Annotated in this window: 11 protein-coding genes and 2 tRNA genes; 10 read left to right on the top strand and 3 right to left on the bottom strand. The window is 61.3% G+C overall.

Going from position 1 to position 16684, the window contains the following annotated elements; genetic code table 11:
• Nucleotides 1-392 precede the first annotated feature (392 nt).
• Nucleotides 393-2984 carry a DNA mismatch repair protein MutS gene (gene mutS / locus AADW18_RS04435; protein ID WP_337342165.1) on the bottom strand — a complete coding sequence of 864 codons (2592 nt, stop codon included), beginning with the start codon at nt 2982-2984 and terminating at the stop codon, nt 393-395.
• A 428-nt stretch (nt 2985-3412) separates the two neighbouring features.
• Between mutS and AADW18_RS04430 the strand changes: the two genes are divergently transcribed.
• The 8 genes from AADW18_RS04430 (at nt 3413) to AADW18_RS04395 (ending at nt 12394) form a co-directional block, all read left to right on the top strand.
• Nucleotides 3413-5980 (top strand): TonB-dependent receptor, encoded by a 2568-nt coding sequence (locus AADW18_RS04430; RefSeq protein WP_337342164.1) that lies wholly within the window; start codon nt 3413-3415, stop codon nt 5978-5980.
• 134 nt (nt 5981-6114) lie between these two features.
• A complete protein-coding gene (locus tag AADW18_RS04425) occupies nt 6115-6612 on the top strand; it encodes a CinA family protein (RefSeq protein WP_337342163.1) in 498 nt (165 codons plus the stop codon).
• Between the two features lie 82 nt (nt 6613-6694).
• The gene (lexA, locus tag AADW18_RS04420) at nt 6695-7330 is read left to right on the top strand and encodes a transcriptional repressor LexA (RefSeq protein WP_337342162.1); all 636 of its coding nucleotides are present in this window, start codon (nt 6695-6697) and stop codon (nt 7328-7330) included.
• A gap of 184 nt (nt 7331-7514) precedes the next feature.
• Complete coding sequence (gene recA / locus AADW18_RS04415; RefSeq protein ID WP_337342161.1) at nt 7515-8549, top strand: recombinase RecA; 1035 nt, start codon at nt 7515-7517, stop codon at nt 8547-8549.
• A 69-nt stretch (nt 8550-8618) separates the two neighbouring features.
• On the top strand, nt 8619-9131 hold the full coding sequence (recX, locus tag AADW18_RS04410) for a recombination regulator RecX (RefSeq protein WP_337342160.1): 513 nt from the start codon (nt 8619-8621) through the stop codon (nt 9129-9131).
• A 93-nt stretch (nt 9132-9224) separates the two neighbouring features.
• Entirely contained in the window at nt 9225-11873 is a 2649-nt protein-coding gene (gene alaS, locus AADW18_RS04405) for an alanine--tRNA ligase (protein ID WP_337342720.1), read from the top strand.
• Nucleotides 11874-12019: 146 nt separating this feature from the next.
• On the top strand, nt 12020-12226 hold the full coding sequence (gene csrA, locus AADW18_RS04400) for a carbon storage regulator CsrA (RefSeq protein WP_337342159.1): 207 nt from the start codon (nt 12020-12022) through the stop codon (nt 12224-12226).
• A gap of 75 nt (nt 12227-12301) precedes the next feature.
• Nucleotides 12302-12394: transfer RNA gene (locus tag AADW18_RS04395), tRNA-Ser, on the top strand.
• A 181-nt stretch (nt 12395-12575) separates the two neighbouring features.
• Here the strand turns inward: AADW18_RS04395 and AADW18_RS04390 are convergent.
• A complete protein-coding gene (locus tag AADW18_RS04390; protein WP_337342158.1) occupies nt 12576-12782 on the bottom strand; it encodes a hypothetical protein in 207 nt (68 codons plus the stop codon).
• 115 nt (nt 12783-12897) lie between these two features.
• A tRNA-Arg gene (locus AADW18_RS04385) sits at nt 12898-12974 on the bottom strand.
• Nucleotides 12975-13268: 294 nt separating this feature from the next.
• On the opposite strand from AADW18_RS04385, the gene AADW18_RS04380 reads away from it, so the two are divergent.
• The gene (locus AADW18_RS04380; protein ID WP_337342157.1) at nt 13269-14828 is read left to right on the top strand and encodes a NosD domain-containing protein; all 1560 of its coding nucleotides are present in this window, start codon (nt 13269-13271) and stop codon (nt 14826-14828) included.
• 461 nt (nt 14829-15289) lie between these two features.
• Nucleotides 15290-16684 (top strand): TIGR03013 family XrtA/PEP-CTERM system glycosyltransferase, encoded by a 1395-nt coding sequence (locus AADW18_RS04375; protein WP_337342156.1) that lies wholly within the window; start codon nt 15290-15292, stop codon nt 16682-16684.

Genomic DNA, 16684 nt, shown 5'->3' with positions numbered 1-16684 from the left:
CGGGTACTGACTGGAGCGGCTTCGGGAGCCGGGCTGTTTTCCTAGTTCTCGCTGTTCTAGGAAGTCAAAACAGCCTAGCCCTGTTGAACGATTTGTGAAAATCGTTTGTGGTGAACCGTTCGATAGAGAGGGGCTATGACAATGTCACAACAGGCGGAGTCACATGAGAGCCGCCCGCTCTCGTAAAGCGGAGCTTGCTCCGCTGCTCTTCTTATCGCAATGGTTCCGGTGGCCAATTAGCCGAGCCCCACAAGGGGGCAAGCACAAGCTTGGTCTGCGACAGACGGCTATTCGTTATTGCCTGCCGTTGCGACGGCATAGTTGCTACCAATTCGGCCTATGCGGGGCACAGCTCGGCTCTGCAGAAAAATGCACTAAGTGATGGGATATCGCTACAACAGCGACTTCAAACGATACAGGGCTTCCAAGGCCTGCTTGGGCGTGAGCTCATCCGGATCGATGGCTGCCAAGGCCTCCAGCGACGCAGACGTCGCAGGTGCGAACAATCCGAACTGCTGCGGAGCATCCAGGGCCTGGGGCGCCATGTCTGAAGCGTGCGTCTCGCGTCCCCGCTGTTCCAGTTCCGCCAGGCGCCGACGCGCCTGCTGTACGGCGGACTTGGGCAAGCCCGCCAGCGCAGCGACTTGCAAGCCGAAACTGCGATCTGCCGGGCCGTCTTTCACCGCATGCATGAATACCAACGTGTCGCCGCGATCTTTGTCGTGGTGCTCCACTGCATCCAGATGTACGTTGGCGATGCCACTGCCGGGCTCAGCGAGTGCGGTCAGTTCGAAGTAATGCGTGGCGAACAAGGTGTAACAGCGGTTGTTGGACGCCAGGTGGCGCGCCACTGCGTCCGCCAGGGCCAAGCCGTCATAAGTGGAGGTGCCGCGACCGATCTCATCCATCAACACCAGCGAGTGCGGCGTGGCGTGATGAAGGATGTAGCTGGTTTCAGCCATCTCCACCATGAAGGTCGACTGGCCGCGAGCCAGGTCGTCGCCGGCACCGATACGCGTCAGGATGCGGTCAATGGGACCGATGCTGGCGCGCGAGGCCGGCACGAAACTGCCGATGTGCGCCAACAGCACGATCAATGCGTTCTGGCGCATATAGGTCGATTTACCACCCATATTGGGGCCGGTGATGACCAGCATGCGACGGTCTTCGCGCAAGACCAGATCATTGGGTTCGAACGGTTCCTGCCGCACCGCTTCCACCACGGGATGGCGGCCGCGTTCGATTTCCAGACCGGGCGCTTCGCGCAGTTCCGGCTGCGACCAATCCAACGCCTGCGCACGTTCCGCGAAGCCTGCCAGCACATCGAGTTCGCTGAGCGCCGCCGCGCAGCGTTTCAATGGCTCGAGATTCTGGTTCAACGTGTCCAACACGCCTTCATACAGCAGCTTCTCGCGTGAAAGCGAACGTTCGCGCGCCGACAGCACTTTGTCCTCGAAGTTTTTCAGTTCTTCGGTGATGTAGCGCTCCGCATTGGTCAGCGTTTGCCGCCGGGTATAGTGCACCGGTGCCTTATCCGATTGACCCTTGCTGATTTCGATGTAATAGCCGTGCACCCGGTTGTAGCCGACTTTCAACGTCGGAATACCACTGCTTTCGCGTTCGCGGATTTCAAGATCGATCAGGAATTGATCGGCATGCGTGCTGAGGCGCCGCAGTTCATCCAGTTCGCCATCGAAACCGGTCGCGATGACACCGCCATCGCTGAGTTTCAGCGGTGGCTGTTCGGCCACGGCACTCATCAGCATCGCGGCGGTGTCGTCGTGTTCGCCAAGTTCCGCCGCTAGGGCGTTCAACCTTGGCGAATCCAGCGGCGCAATGACTTGGCGTATGGCGGGCAGCAGCGCCAAACCGTCGCGCAGAGTGGATAGGTCACGCGGACGTGCCGAACGCAACGCGACGCGAGTGAGGATGCGCTCCAGATCGCCCAGTGCGCGGAAACGATCGCGCAGATCGCGATCCGCGCCTTGCCGGATCAAGGTATCAACGGCTTGGTGCCGTTCGGCCAGTACGCGGCGGTCGCGCAAGGGCCGGTGCAGCCAGCGCCGCAGCAGCCGTCCGCCCATCGGCGAGACGGTGGAATCCAGCACACCCAGCAAGGTGTGCTTGGTATCGCCGTCAACGCGGGTATCCAGTTCCAGGTGGCGCCGAGTGGCTGCGTTCATCGCTATCGCGTCGCCAGCTGATTCCACCGCGATGGCGGTCAGATGCGGTAGGCGCTGCTTTTGGGTTTCTTCGACATACCCCAGCAACGCGCCTGCGGCGGCGGTCGCTAAGGGTTTGTCGTCGATGCCAAAACCTGTCAGATCGTGCAGGCCGAAGAACTGCAGCAGCTGCCTGCGCCCGCTATCCGGATCGAACAGCCATGGCGCGCGGCGACGAACGCCGCTGCGCTGGCGCAGGAACTCCGGCCAGCCTTCCTCGTCCGGCATCAACAGCTCGGCGGGCTCAAGGCGCGATAGTTCCGCTTCCAGAGCGTCGTCGTTCTCGACTTCGTTGACCATGAAGCGGCCGCCGGCCAGGTCGGCCCAGGCCAGGCCATAGCCGCTGCGGCCGCGGGCGATCGCCATCAGAAGCGTATCCCGCCTTTCGTTCAGTAGTGCTTCGTCGGTGACCGTCCCAGGGGTGACGATGCGCACTACCTTGCGCTCCACCAGCCCCTTGGCCAGCGCAGGGTCGCCGATCTGTTCACAGATGGCGACCGATTCGCCTAGCGCCACCAGCCGTGCCAGGTAGCCTTCGTAGGCATGGACCGGCACACCCGCCATGGGAATCGGCGCACCGCCCGAACTGCCGCGCTGGGTCAGGGTGATATCCAGCAATCGTGCGGCTTTGCGCGCGTCGTCGTAGAACAACTCGTAAAAGTCGCCCATGCGGAAGAACAGCAGCAGATCGGGGTATTCGGACTTGGCGCTGAAGAATTGCTTCATCAGCGGGGTGTGTTCGGGGGTCTTCTCGATGCTCATAAAGCCTGACGTTTTCGCGCACGGCATTGTGCCGGAAAGCGGGCGAGGATGTCCCCGTTCCACAAGGGCGTGCCGTTGTTTCGGTGCAGATCTTGAACAGAACGCGGCATTTTCCGTCGGCAACCTGGCGGCGCACCAGTCGGTGCGCCAGCGCTGCTGAAGCCCGAGTATGAAATTCGGCAGTGGCGGCGACCTGATGCGCCCGTTAGTCTCGTGTCGGGCCCATCCTTGGCTGACAGCTTGGGTATCGATGCAGTGCAAGATGCCCAATTGTGAAATCGGAGTACAGTCGGCCGGGTAGGGGTCTACAGCGGTTAATCGTCCAACCAAGGTGGAAGTACGTATCTACCGGCTCCAAGCCGGACAATTCAGTCGAACAATCCAAGTCGAGCAGTTGCTGCAAGAACATGACCCGGGGAGGGGACAACATGGTCATCGCAAAGCAAAAGAAGAGGACGCTCACACTCGCCGTATTCGCTGCGCTATGCATGGGGCCGCAGGCCTACGCGCAACAGAATGCTGCCGCGGAAGAAGAGCCCACCACGCTGGCCACCATGACGGTGACCGCGCAAAAGCGCGAAGAAGCGATGCAGGACGTGCCGATTTCGGTCACGGCGTTGCCTGAGCAACTGCTTCAAGACACCGGCGTACGCGACATCAAGGACCTTCAGGTACTGGTGCCTGGCATGACGGTGACCAGCACGCAGAGCGAGGCGATCACCACTGCGCGCATTCGCGGCATCGGCACCGTGGGCGATAACGTCGGCCTGGAATCGTCTGTGGGCATCGTCATCGATGGCGTGTACCGGCCGCGCAACAGCGTGGGCTTCGGCGATCTCGGCCAGTTGGAGCGCATCGAGGTCCTGAAAGGACCGCAGGGCACCGTCTTCGGCAAGAACACGTCTGCTGGCGTCATCAACGTGATTACCCGCCGCCCCAGCTACACCCAAAGCGCCGAGGGCGAGGTCACCGTAGGCAACTACAACGCGCTGGGTGTGTCGGGTAGCTACAATGATGCGCTGGGCGAGATTGGCGCATTCAACATCTACGCGGCCAAGCGCAAGCGCGACGGTTGGATGGACGTGCGTACCGGCACCGGCCCGCGCCGTGAAACCGAGGACTACGACCAGAACTTCCACACCTTGCGCGGCAAGCTGTTGCTGGAACCCACCGAGAACCTGGAAATCCTGCTGACCGGCGACTTCACCAGCCGCGAGGAAAACTGCTGCACCGCGGTGCAGACCACGGTAGGCGCCACTGCGAACATTCTCAATGCGCTGGTGGGCGGCCAGGCGCTGGCCCGCCCCGGGGACGATCCTTTCAATCGCGTTGCCTACAGCAATCGGCCCACCAGCCAGGACATCAAGGACAAGGGTGTTTCGGTCGAGGTCAATTGGGACACGTCATGGTTCGGCAATGCGACATTGACTTCGATCACCGCATCGCGCGATTGGCAGGCCATCAATGGCTTGGATTACGACTTCAGCACCGCCGACGTTCTGTACCGCAATCCTGATGAAGGCGAATCCTTCACCGGCTTCGAGACTTTCAGCCAGGAGTTTCGCCTGACCGGCGCCACCGACCGGCTGGATTGGATGGTGGGCCTCTTCTACTCCGACGAGGACCTGGACCGCACCGAGACGTATAGCATCGGCCGTCACTATGAGCCGTATTTGTCGGTGGCGTTGCTGTCGCTGGTCAATCCTGCGCTCGGTGCTTCGCCGACGGCTCCCTTGTTCCTGTCTCAGGCCACGGGCCTCGCGCCGGGAACGGTATTCGCTGGGCTCGGCGCGTTGGACACCTATAAACAAAGCGCCAAGAGCACGGCACTGTTCACCAACAATACCTGGCACGCGACCGATGCCTTGGACCTCACGTTGGGGCTTCGCTACACCCGCGAAAAGAAGGAGTTGATCTCCAACTACAGCAATCCCAACGGCAGTCCGGGTTGCTCTGCGATGCTTGGTCCTGGCGGCCAGGCGCGTATCGCTTCGGCATTGATGGCGCGCGGCGTGCCCGCGGCCGCGCTGCCAGCGGTTATCCCCCAGGTCATCGGCTACGGCTGTCTGCCTTGGGCCAATCCGCTGCACAATTCGCCCACGCGCGATACCGTGCAGGACCGCGAGGAAAAGGAATGGTCGGGCACGTTGAAGGCCGCCTACCGGTGGAACGAGAACGTCATGACCTACGCCTCGGCCGCGCGCGGCTACAAGGGCGGCGGTTTCAATCTGGACCGCGTGCAGTCGTCGAATGGCTTGTCCAGCGGCGGTGCCGGGATCGTGCCGGTGCTCGATACGTCTTTCGCCGGCGAGTTCGTCGACAGCTTCGAGCTGGGCGCCAAAACCACCTGGGCCGACGGCAATTTGTTGCTGAATGCCACGCTGTTCCATCAGAAATACGAGGACTTCCAGCTCAACAGTTTCCTGGGTACCAGCTTCGTGGTGCGTTCCATCCCGGAAGTGGTGTCGCAGGGCGTTGATGCCGAAATTCTCTGGCAGCCGCGTGCGATACGCGGGTTGATGCTGCAGAGCGGATTGATGTACGCCGACACGCAATACGGCGACAACATTCCAGGCGGGGATTTCGTCGCGCCGACCGGACAGTTGTACAAGTTGCCCGGCGGGCAGATGAGCTTCGCACCCAAGTGGTCGGGTTCGGCTTCGGTGACCTACGAGTGGGATTTCGGAGATCTCATGGCTCGCTTCAACATTGGTGCCAAGTACGTGTCCGAGTACAACACAGGCTCGGATCTCGACGTTGAGAAGATGCAGGACGCGTACACCGTGGCCAATGCGCGCTTCGGCATCGGCGCACAGGATCAGCGCTGGATGCTGGAGCTGTGGAGCACCAACCTGTTCGACGAAGACTATGTACAAGTGGGCTTCGACGGACCGTTGCAGAACGTCTCGCCAGCACCGGGCAATCCGTTCAACACCTACAACGCGTTCCTGGGCGCACCCAGGATGTACGGGATGACGCTGCGCGTACGCTACTGAGTCAGTCCAAGTAATCGACAAAGCCCGTCACGGAAGTGGCGGGCTTTGCTTTTTCCCGAACCGGCGAGGAACAGGCAGACAGTTACGCCGATTTCGGATACAACGGCGGTTTCCCCCCCCGATGATCGCCGCTGATGTCCACATTGTCCGATAGCGAACTGCGCCAGTTGGCGCAGCAACTTGGTGAACGCCTGCGCGATGCGCGCGAACACCTGGTCACCGCGGAAAGCTGTACCGGGGGCTGGATCGCCAAGTGCATGACCGATATCGCCGGCTCCTCGGATTGGTTCGATTGCGGCATGGTGGCTTATAGCTACGAAGCCAAGCAGGCATTGCTGGGCGTGCGCCCGCAGACGCTGGAAAACTTTGGCGCCGTCAGTCGCGAAACGGTGATCGAAATGGTCTCTGGGGCATTGGTCAATTCCGGCGCCAGCGTCGCGGTCGCGGTCACGGGCATCGCGGGCCCGGGCGGTGGCAGCGCCGACAAACCGGTGGGCACCGTCTGGATAGGTTGGAAGCGGCGCGGCGGCTATGCGCGCGCGGAGACTTTCCATTTTGACGGCGATCGTGAGGCCGTGCGCCGGCAGACGGTTGCCGCGGCGCTGCGAGGTGTGGGGGTGCTGGTGGCTTGAGGCTCGGCATCGGGCCGGGCTGGTGGCCGTCTGGAAAAAAGGCGCTTGCGGATTCTTCTAGTTAGTAGTATTACTACTAACCATGGATCTGACCGATACGCAGCAAGCCATTCTCGCCCTGATCACCGAGCGGATCGGTAGCGAAGGCGTGCCGCCTTCGCAGACCGAAATCGCCCGGGCTTTTGGTTTCAAGGGTGTCCGTGGCGCCCAATACCATCTGGAAGCGCTGGAACAGGCGGGCGCCATCCGACGGGTGCCGGGGCAGGCCCGTGGCATTCGCCTGGTGCAGCCGGCTACGCCGGAACCGGTGGCCAACGTTATCAATGACGACAACGCCTTGCGGGTTCCCATCCTGGGGCGCGTCGCAGCGGGTGCTCCCATCGGTGCCGATGCCGGCAACCACGACTACGTGCTGTTGGATCGGACCTTTTTCGCGCCGCCGCCGGACTATCTGCTGAAGGTCAAGGGCGACTCGATGCGTGACGAAGGCATCTTCGATGGCGACCTGATTGGCGTTCATCGCACGCACGACGCCCGCTCCGGCCAGATCGTGGTGGCGCGCATCGACGATGAGATCACCGTCAAGCTGTTGAAGATAGGCAAGGACCGCATCCGCCTGTTGCCGCGTAATCCGGACTATGCGCCCATCGACGTGCTGCCGGACCAGGATTTCGCCATCGAAGGGCTTTACTGCGGTTTGGTGAGGCCAAATCGGTGAGTGCATCGATACTCAGGTCATTGCGGGCATCGCTCGTGGTGTTTCCCGACTTGCCCGTGCGGATTTCTCCGATGGCATCCGCCGCCTCCAGCACGATAATTCCAATCATGGCTCCAGCGTCGCAGTCCGTGCGATCCGAGCCCGATAGCCTTGCATCAACCTAAATTCACCGAGGAATCCGACGATGGACGAGAACAAGAAGCGTGCCCTTTCCGTGGCCCTGACGCAGATCGAGCGCCAGTTCGGCAAAGGCTCGGTGATGCGCATGGGCGACCGAGTGATCGAGCCGGTCGAAGTCATTCCCACCGGTTCGTTGATGCTGGACATAGCGCTCGGTATTGGCGGTCTTCCGCGCGGTCGCGTCGTTGAAATCTACGGGCCGGAATCCTCCGGCAAGACCACTTTGACTCTGCAAGCCATCGCACAGTCCCAAAAGCTGGGCGGCACCGCTGCGTTCATCGACGCTGAGCATGCCCTGGATCCTATCTATGCCGCCAAGTTGGGCGTCAATGTGGACGATCTGCTGCTCTCGCAACCGGATACGGGTGAGCAGGCGCTTGAAATCGCCGACATGCTGGTGCGCTCCGGATCCATCGACATCGTGGTGATCGACTCGGTGGCGGCGTTGACGCCCAAGGCCGAAATCGAAGGCGAAATGGGCGACCAATTGCCCGGTTTGCAGGCGCGTCTGATGAGCCAGGCCCTGCGCAAGCTGACCGGTAATATCAAGCGCTCCAATACCACCGTGGTCTTCATCAATCAGTTGCGCATGAAGATCGGCGTGATGATGCCGGGCCAGAGCCCGGAAGTGACCACCGGCGGCAATGCGTTGAAGTTCTATGCCTCCGTGCGCTTGGATATCCGCCGTATCGGTGCCATCAAGAAAGGCGACGAGATCATCGGCAACCAGACCAAGATCAAGGTGGTCAAGAACAAGTTGGCGCCTCCGTTCAAGCAGGTCGTCACCGAAATCCTCTATGGCGAAGGCATCAGCCGCGAAGGCGAGCTGATCGACATGGGCGTGGAAGCCAAGCTGGTGGATAAGGCCGGTGCCTGGTACAGCTACGGCAGCGAACGTATCGGCCAAGGCAAGGACAATTCACGCACGTTCCTGCGCGAGAACCCGCAAATCGCCGCGAGACTGGAAGCCGAATTGCGCGAGAAGTTCCAGCCCGCCGAAATAATTGGCAGCGATGCTGCCGAGGTTCTGGAAGAGTGATCCTGGACGAGTAGCGGACGGATAACGTTCTTCCCTTTCCCTCCTGGGGAAGGGAAGAGGGACGATGAAATGGAAGGTGAGAGCGAAGGCAGACGCAAGGAGCGCCGCCGAGGCAAGGCACAAGAGCAAACGCCCTTGCAGCGCGCCTTGGGCTTGCTGACACGACGGGAGCACTCACGCAAGGAGCTGACGCGCAAGTTGACCGCGCGGGGTATTGAGGCAGAACAAGCGCAAGCCGCCGTGGAACGGTTGGCAGGGGAGGGCTGGCAGGACGACAACCGCTTTGCCGAGGTCCTGGTACGGACCCGGGCCGGCGGCGGTTATGGCCCTCTGCGCATCCGCGCCGAATTGGCAACCCATGGTCTGGACCGGGAAGCCATTGCGGTCGCGATGGAGACGTTCGAAAGCGATTGGACCGAAACGGCGTGCGACCTCGTCCGCCGCCGTTTCGGTCCGGTTCGCCCAAATGATCTCGCACAACAACGAAAGGCGGCCGAGTTCCTGGCGCGCCGAGGGTTCGATAGCGCCAGCATTCGCGCCGCGACCCGGGTGGACCCTGACGACTGGACGGGTCCGGCCTGATAATCTAAGGCATTGGGTTGCTTGCTCCAGCCCGCGCCCGCATCTTGCGGGAGACGCGGCGCGTGGATGCGCCCTCCAGCCAATGCCAGCCAGATGACCAGTCCTTCTAGAATCAGCACGTCCCAGATCCGCAGCGATTTCCTTGAGTTCTTCAACAGCAAGGGCCACACCATCGTGCCGTCCGCGCCGCTGGTGCCGGGCAATGATCCCACTCTGTTGTTCACCAATTCGGGCATGGTCCAGTTCAAGGACGTGTTCCTGGGCGCTGAAAAGCGCAGCTACGTGCGAGCGGCGGACGTGCAGCGGTGCCTGCGTGCCGGTGGCAAGCACAACGATCTGGATTCGGTGGGCTATACCGCCCGTCACCACACCTTCTTCGAAATGCTGGGCAACTGGTCTTTCGGCGACTATTTCAAGAAGGAAGCCATCGAATGGGCCTGGGAGCTGCTGACCCAGGTCTGGAAACTGCCCAAGGAGCGATTGCTGGTCACGGTGTATCACACCGATGACGAGGCATATGACCTGTGGCATACCCATATCGGGCTGCCTGCTGAGCGCATCGTTCGCATCGGCGACAACAAGGGCGCGCCCTATGCGTCCGACAACTTCTGGCAGATGGCCGATACCGGTCCTTGCGGCCCCTGCACCGAAATTTTCTATGATCACGGCGAACACATCGCCGGCGGTCCTCCCGGATCGCCGGACGAGGATGGCGACCGTTTCATCGAAATCTGGAATCTGGTGTTCATGCAATTCGATCGCCAGCCCGACGGCACGCTGATGCCGCTGCCGGCGCCGTGCGTAGATACCGGTATGGGTCTGGAGCGCCTGGCCGCGATCCTGCAGCACGTCCATACCAACTATGAGATCGACGTCTTCCAGGCGCTGATCAGCAAAGCCGCGGAGCTGACCCACACCAGCGATCTTGAGAACAAGTCGCTGCGGGTGATCGCCGACCATATCCGCGCGTGCGCATTCCTGATCGTCGATGGCGTATTGCCCTCCAATGAGGGCCGGGGCTACGTATTGCGCCGGATCATCCGCCGCGCATTGCGCCATGGCTGGATGCTGGGCGTGCGCCAGCCGTTCTTCCACCAGTTGGTTGGCACTCTGACCGAACTGATGGGCGATGCGTATCCGGAATTACTCGCCGCCCGAAATCTGGTCGAGCGGGCTTTGCGCGCCGAGGAAGAGCGCTTTGCCGAGACGCTGGATTCGGGCATGCGGATTTTCGATGACATCTCCGCGCGCGCGCGCGGCGTGATACCGGGCGTCGACGCTTTCCGCTTGTACGACACCTATGGGTTTCCGGTCGATTTGACTGCCGATATCGCACGCGAACGTGGCTTGTCGGTCGATATGGCTGGCTTCGAGGCGGCCATGGAGCAGCAGCGCGAAACAGCACGCGCCGCGGGCAAGTTCTCTTCAGGTGTTGGTTTGCCAGCCGAGTTGGTGGCGCAGCTCAAGCCGACGGAATTCCTGGGCTATGACCATCTGGATGCCGGTGGTTTGCAGGTGGTGGCGATTCTGAAGGACGGCCGTCCGGTCGACATGGTCTCCGCGGGCGATGAGGCGGTGGTGTTTCTGGACCGCACACCGTTCTACGCCGAGTCGGGTGGCCAGGTCGGTGATGTCGGGGTGCTGGCGGAGCAGGGTGTCGAGTTCGACGTGGCCGATACGCAGAAGTTCGCGGGGCAGTTCCATGGCCATGTCGGCAAGATCGCCAAGGGTTCGCTGAAGCTGGGTGCCCACGTGGTCGCCTCCGTGGACGCCCAGCGTCGCGGCGCCACCATCCTCAACCATTCCGCCACCCACCTGCTGCATGCCGCCTTGCGGCAAGTGCTGGGTACGCATGTTCAGCAGAAGGGCTCGTTAGTTGCGCCCGACAAGCTGCGTTTCGACTTCTCCCACTTCCAGCCGATGACCTCAGCTGAGCTCGCGGAGGTTGAGCGGCTCGTCAATGCACAGATCCGCACCAATCATGCAGCCGAAGTGCATCACATGGGCATGCAGGAAGCGCTGGATTTCGGTGCCATGGCGCTGTTCGGGGAAAAGTACGGAGAAAACGTGCGTGTGCTGAAGATGGGTGATTACTCCACCGAGCTCTGCGGGGGGACCCACGTGCGGCGGACTGGCGATATCGGTCTGTTCAAGATCGTCAGTGAGGGTGGAGTCTCGGCAGGTGTTCGACGTATTGAGGCCCTGACCGGGGAGGGTGCCCTGGATTACGTAGCAGACGAAGAGCGGCGTTTGGGAGATGCGGCGGCCTTGTTGGGCGGCAACGCCACCGATGTGGTGGAGAAGATCCGAGCATTGACCGATCGCCAGAAGAAGCTGGAGCGGGAACTGGAAGCCCTGAAGTCCAAGGCCGCGTCCGGAGCAACGGCCGATCTGGCCGGCTCAGCGCAGGATATTCACGGGGTTCGGGTCCTGGCCGCGCGACTGGAAGGATTCGACGCCAAAGCTCTGCGCGACGCGGTGGATCGCCTCAAGCAGCAACTTGGCGATTCAGTCATCGTGCTGGCCGGCGCAAGTGAAGGCAAAGCCGCGCTGGTGGCGGGCGTCAGTGGCGCTGCGGCCGGCAAGGTCAAGGCGGGGGAACTCCTGGCGCACGTTGCGAGTCAGATCGGTGGCAAGGGCGGCGGCCGTCCGGATCTCGCCCAGGGTGGTGGCGAGGATGGGCCCGCCCTTGCTTCAGCCCTTCGCGGTATTCCTGACTGGGTTCAAGAGCGCCTCATCTAATACTAGCTAATGTGAGAACTGCTTGCGGGCTGGCAGCTCGGCCCGCTAACATGCTTTACGTTCATGAATTTACCTGGAGCAGTTTGTCGCCTTGACAGCGCAAACGCACCCCCGGCGGTAATATCGCCGGATTACGGAGAAGAAACATGTTGATTTTGACCCGCCGTGTTGGCGAAACCTTGATGATCGGCGACTCGGTCACGGTGACCGTCCTCGGCGTCAAGGGAAATCAGGTGCGGATCGGAATCACCGCCCCCAAGGATGTGGCCGTACATCGCGAAGAGATCTATCAACGGATCCAACGTGGTGAGGAAGCCTCGGCTCCCGCATCGGAAAGTACACCCTCGGATTAATTTCGTTGCCGCAATCACGGTCAGCCGTTATCCTATGCGGCCGCCGTGGCGATGCCGCAGCGTGCAACAACATCCGGAGTGATGCCCGAGCGGCTGAAGGGGCTCCCCTGCTAAGGGAGTATAGGGTCAAAAGCCTTATCGAGGGTTCGAATCCCTCTCACTCCGCCAGTTGTACAAGCTTCCTTGCATAGGCGGCTGACTGGCCAATATCGCGCGAATCTTCGCACCGCGATTCTTCTATATTTCGCTCCTGGGCGCGCAGATTCATCTGCTGATTGCCGCGTGCGAATGACGCTCGAACTGAAGTCAGCACCGTCAAAGCGCACGCTGCGCTGGCATCCATCGCCGATCAAAATGCCTCGCGCGAGCTGGAGCATTTTCGTATCAGCTGCTGACTCACCATCGATAAATTCCCGTCATGCGCCTCCGGCATGTGCCGGGAACCAGTAGGCCCCGCATTCGACGTCAGTTCGCTTTTTTCAATGCCGATGAGCGGGTTAAGCCGCACCTCCGGCTCGCGACCGAGGCGCACTTCAATTGCCGAATGGCGAGTCATGGCGAATTTGGCTTGAGGGCGCGAAAGGACTCGGCATTTGTCGCGCAATCGGCGACCCGCCAGTACAAAAAAAGAAAAAGGACCAGCGAGTTTCCTCGTGGTCCTTTTCTAATACTGGTGCGCCCGGAGAGATTCGAACTCCCGACCGCCTGGTTCGTAGCCAGGTACTCTATCCAGCTGAGCTACGGGCGCATTGAGTAGGAGCGGAATTTTGCACGAACTGATTCGTGGCGTCAATCATTCCGGCATAACAAAGTCGGTCCATACCCGGGACGACTAAACACCCGCTTAGCCCGAAGGCCGCCAACGGTTGATCGATGGCCGGTTTTCTGTCCTTTTAGACGTCTCATAACGCGTCATGGCGCCCCAGAGAGGGTGCGGCTAAGTGTGGCGTGGAGCTTCCATGTGGCGGCGAATGGCCAATCTAATGGTTCGCCAAGCTTGCCGACAACGGCCCATCGAAGGCCAACAGGAGTCCGAAAAAAGATGCAAGGTTTAGTGAAATGGGCAGGTCTGTGCCTACTGGCGACCGCCCCGGGAATAGCCGCGGCTGCCACGTTCACCGTAGGGCCGACAGGCCGTCAATACACCCAGTTGTCCGCAGTCTTCAGTAGCAACAATCTTGCACCCGGCGATATCGTCGAGGTCGATGGCAACGCGACTTATTCAGGAAACATCGTCGTGGGTTCCGATGACGGAGGCACCCAGGCCAGCCCCGTCATCATCCGCTGGCGCCGCGTGGCCGGTGCTACACGCCCCGTGCTGCAGGGAGGAACCCACACCATCAAGTTCGAACAATCGAACCACGTGGTATTCGAAGGTTTCGAAGTCGTTGGCGGCTCCAGCACCTGCGTGTTCAGCGAGGCGCATAACGTCACCGTGCGCGATGCCTATATTCATGACTGCCCTTCGCACGGCATTCTCGGCGCGGATCAGAATTCCGGCTCGTTTACCCTGGAATACAGCGAGATTGCGCGCTCCGGTTCCAGCACCACGCGCCACTCCATCTACATGCAATCGGACGAAGTGACGTATCCGAACTCGGTTTTCCGGATGCACTACAACTATGTGCACGACGGCACCGGTGGCGTGCTGGTGCGCACACGCCACGAGCGCAGCCTGATCTATTACAACTGGATCGAAAATGCCGTCTATGGCGAGATGGAACTGATCGGCCCCGACTGCGATACGCAGAAGGCCGGATGGACAACCAACCTGCGGCGCGAGGATGCCGATGTGGTGGGCAATGTCATCGTGCACACCAACAGTTGGCGCAACGCAGTGCGCGCGGGCGGAGACCTCGACGGCCGCAGCCAAGGACGGGTGCGCATGGTCAATAACACCATCGTGTTCGATCGCAGCGGCGTGGCGAACGCAGTGATGGTGCAGTTGGGACTGGGTTCGCTGGAGATGCACAACAACGTGGTTTATCAGACGGCGTCCGGCAGCACGCCGAATATTGTTCGTGAAAATCCTGCCAGCGATGTGGGCCAGCCTGATTTTTGCGAACCACAGAGCCGCGAGCCCTGGTCCGGAACGCGTCAGGTCGCCGGCAGCAACAACTGGGTGCAAAGCGCGGCGACGTTGGTGCCCGCCGAATGGTCGGGCACATTGCGGGGCGCCGACCCGATGTTCGCCAACGTGGCGCAGCGCAATCTGCGTCCGCGAGCAGGTAGTCCGCTGATCAATGCCGGCAACAATTCCCCCACCACGCCGGCGGCTTTTCCGTTCCCATCACCGCAGCCGCTGCCTGCCTTTGACCCGCCGCTACGCGCCAAGATGGCCATCGGCGACCAGCATGCCCGTTTGATGCTGGCGGACCGGATCGATATCGGTGCGCTGGAGCAATTCGACATCGACGAAGCGCCTGCGATGATCCGCGTGAACGGCTCGCAGCCCTTGATTCCGCCACGTTCCCAAGCCACTTCTGCGCAAAGCCAACCTGCGCAGACGGCACCGGCTCCCGCTGTGAAAAGGCAGTCGCAACGTTTGCGGCAGAGTCCGGCGAAGCGCTATCGCCGCGGGGTTGTGAGGCAGATGCTTTAGGCAGAAAAAGAGGGCGGGTGATGGGGGTTACTTAAGGAGCAGAAGCAAATCCCCCTCCAATGCTTTTCAACCGCCGAATGGCGGGTCATCCCCCTTTTTACAAAGGGGGAGGCAAAGCAAAGCCTTTCTCGCTCTCGCTTCCGACTCTCGCTTCCGGGATATCGATTCCCCGTTCCCCGTTCCCCATTCCCGCTTCCCAAACGCCCCCCATCGCGCCGTACTTTGGCCGGATCGCTCCCTTTGCGCCGTTAGTGCCTGTGTTGCATCAGGAACACGGGGCTGCCTTATGGTCGAAATAGGGCTCACTGCTCTGGCGCGAAACGGTCGCGTCTGGGAATGCGTACTACAGGGGGCGATATGCACACGCTGGTGACACTGCGGGGCGGCTACGGCCGCGAGTCCTTCGGTGCGGGGTCTTGCCATGGATTATCCGCGGGCTTTCCGAGAGGAGGAGTCGCGTGATGAAGGCCAATCCTGCGAGCCGCAAATCGCGTGCTACCCGGCTGTTGTGGATGGCCGAAGTGGTGCTGCTGGTATTGGCGGTGCTGATTGCCGCCTGGATCCGCTTCCATAACGATCCGGAAACCCAGGTCAGCTTCGTCGAGCAGGCACCGTTGCGCGCCATGCTGGTAGCGCTCTTCGTTACCGGGTCGATGGCGGCATTCGGGCTTTACCAGGTCCACGTACGCCACAACCGCATGGACTTCGTGCTGCGCATCGCGCTGTCCTTTGCCTTCGGTGGCATAGGACTGGTGGTGCTCTATTACCTGGTCCCGCAGACGTATATCGGCCGCGGTGTGTTGGCCATGTCGCTGGCGATCGGCTTGGTGGCGGTGGTGCTCGCGCGCGTGCTTTCCATTCATGTGTTCCGCGCGGACGTACTCAAGCAGCGGGTGCTGATCCTGGGCGCCGGCAAGAATGCGGACCTGGTCAACAGCCGCATGCGCCGCCAGTCGGACCGGCGGTCGTTCGTGGTGGTCGGGTTCGTGCCGGTGGCGGGACATCCGGTGATGGTCGCTGAAGATCTGTTGTTGCAGCCGCAGAACGGGTTGGCGGAACTGACTGAGCGCCTGCAGATCGATGAGGTGGTGATCGCGCCGGACGAGCGCCGCGGCGGACTGCCGATGGAGGAAATGCTGGTCTGCGTGCAGCGCGGTGTCTCGATCATCGATCTTTCCACGTTCTTCGAGCGCGAAGCCGGCATGGTGCAGCTCAATGTGGTTGATCCGTCCTGGCTGGTGTTTTCAGGTGGCTTCGACTACTCCACGCCCCGTCGCCTGAGCAAGCGCTTTTTCGACCTGGTCGCGGCGACCGTGCTGCTGCTGTTGGCCTGGCCGTTGATGCTGGTGGTGGCGTTGGCAGTCTGGGTGGAGTCAGGCACCCCCATTTTGTATCGGCAGACGCGCGTCGGTGAACGCGGCGAGCATTTCGTCTTGACCAAGTTCCGCAGCATGCGCGTGGACGCCGAGAAAGATGGCGTGGCGCAGTGGGCTACCAAAAATGACGACCGCAGCACCCGCGTAGGCCGCTTCATTCGGTTGACTCGGTTGGACGAGCTGCCGCAGTTGTTCGCGGTACTGCGGGGCGATATGAGTTTCGTCGGGCCGCGTCCGGAGCGCCCGCATTTTGTCGATCTCTTGAACGATGAAATCCGCTACTACGGCGTGCGCCATTGCGTGAAGCCCGGGCTGACCGGCTGGGCGCAGTTGCGCTATCCCTATGGCGCATCGGTGAAGGATGCGGAAGAGAAACTCAAGTTCGACCTGTTCTACGTCAAGAACCACGGTCTGGTATTCGACCTGATGATCCTGTTACAGACGGTCGAAGTCGTGCTGTTCGGTCGCGGTGCCCGCTGA

The organism is Pseudoxanthomonas sp. CCNWLY206-1, assembly GCF_039710385.1.
Taxonomy (GTDB): Bacteria; Pseudomonadota; Gammaproteobacteria; order Xanthomonadales; family Xanthomonadaceae; genus Pseudoxanthomonas_A.
The sequence above is the reverse complement of the archived record's forward strand: the minus strand, read 5'-3'. Positions and strand labels throughout refer to the sequence as shown.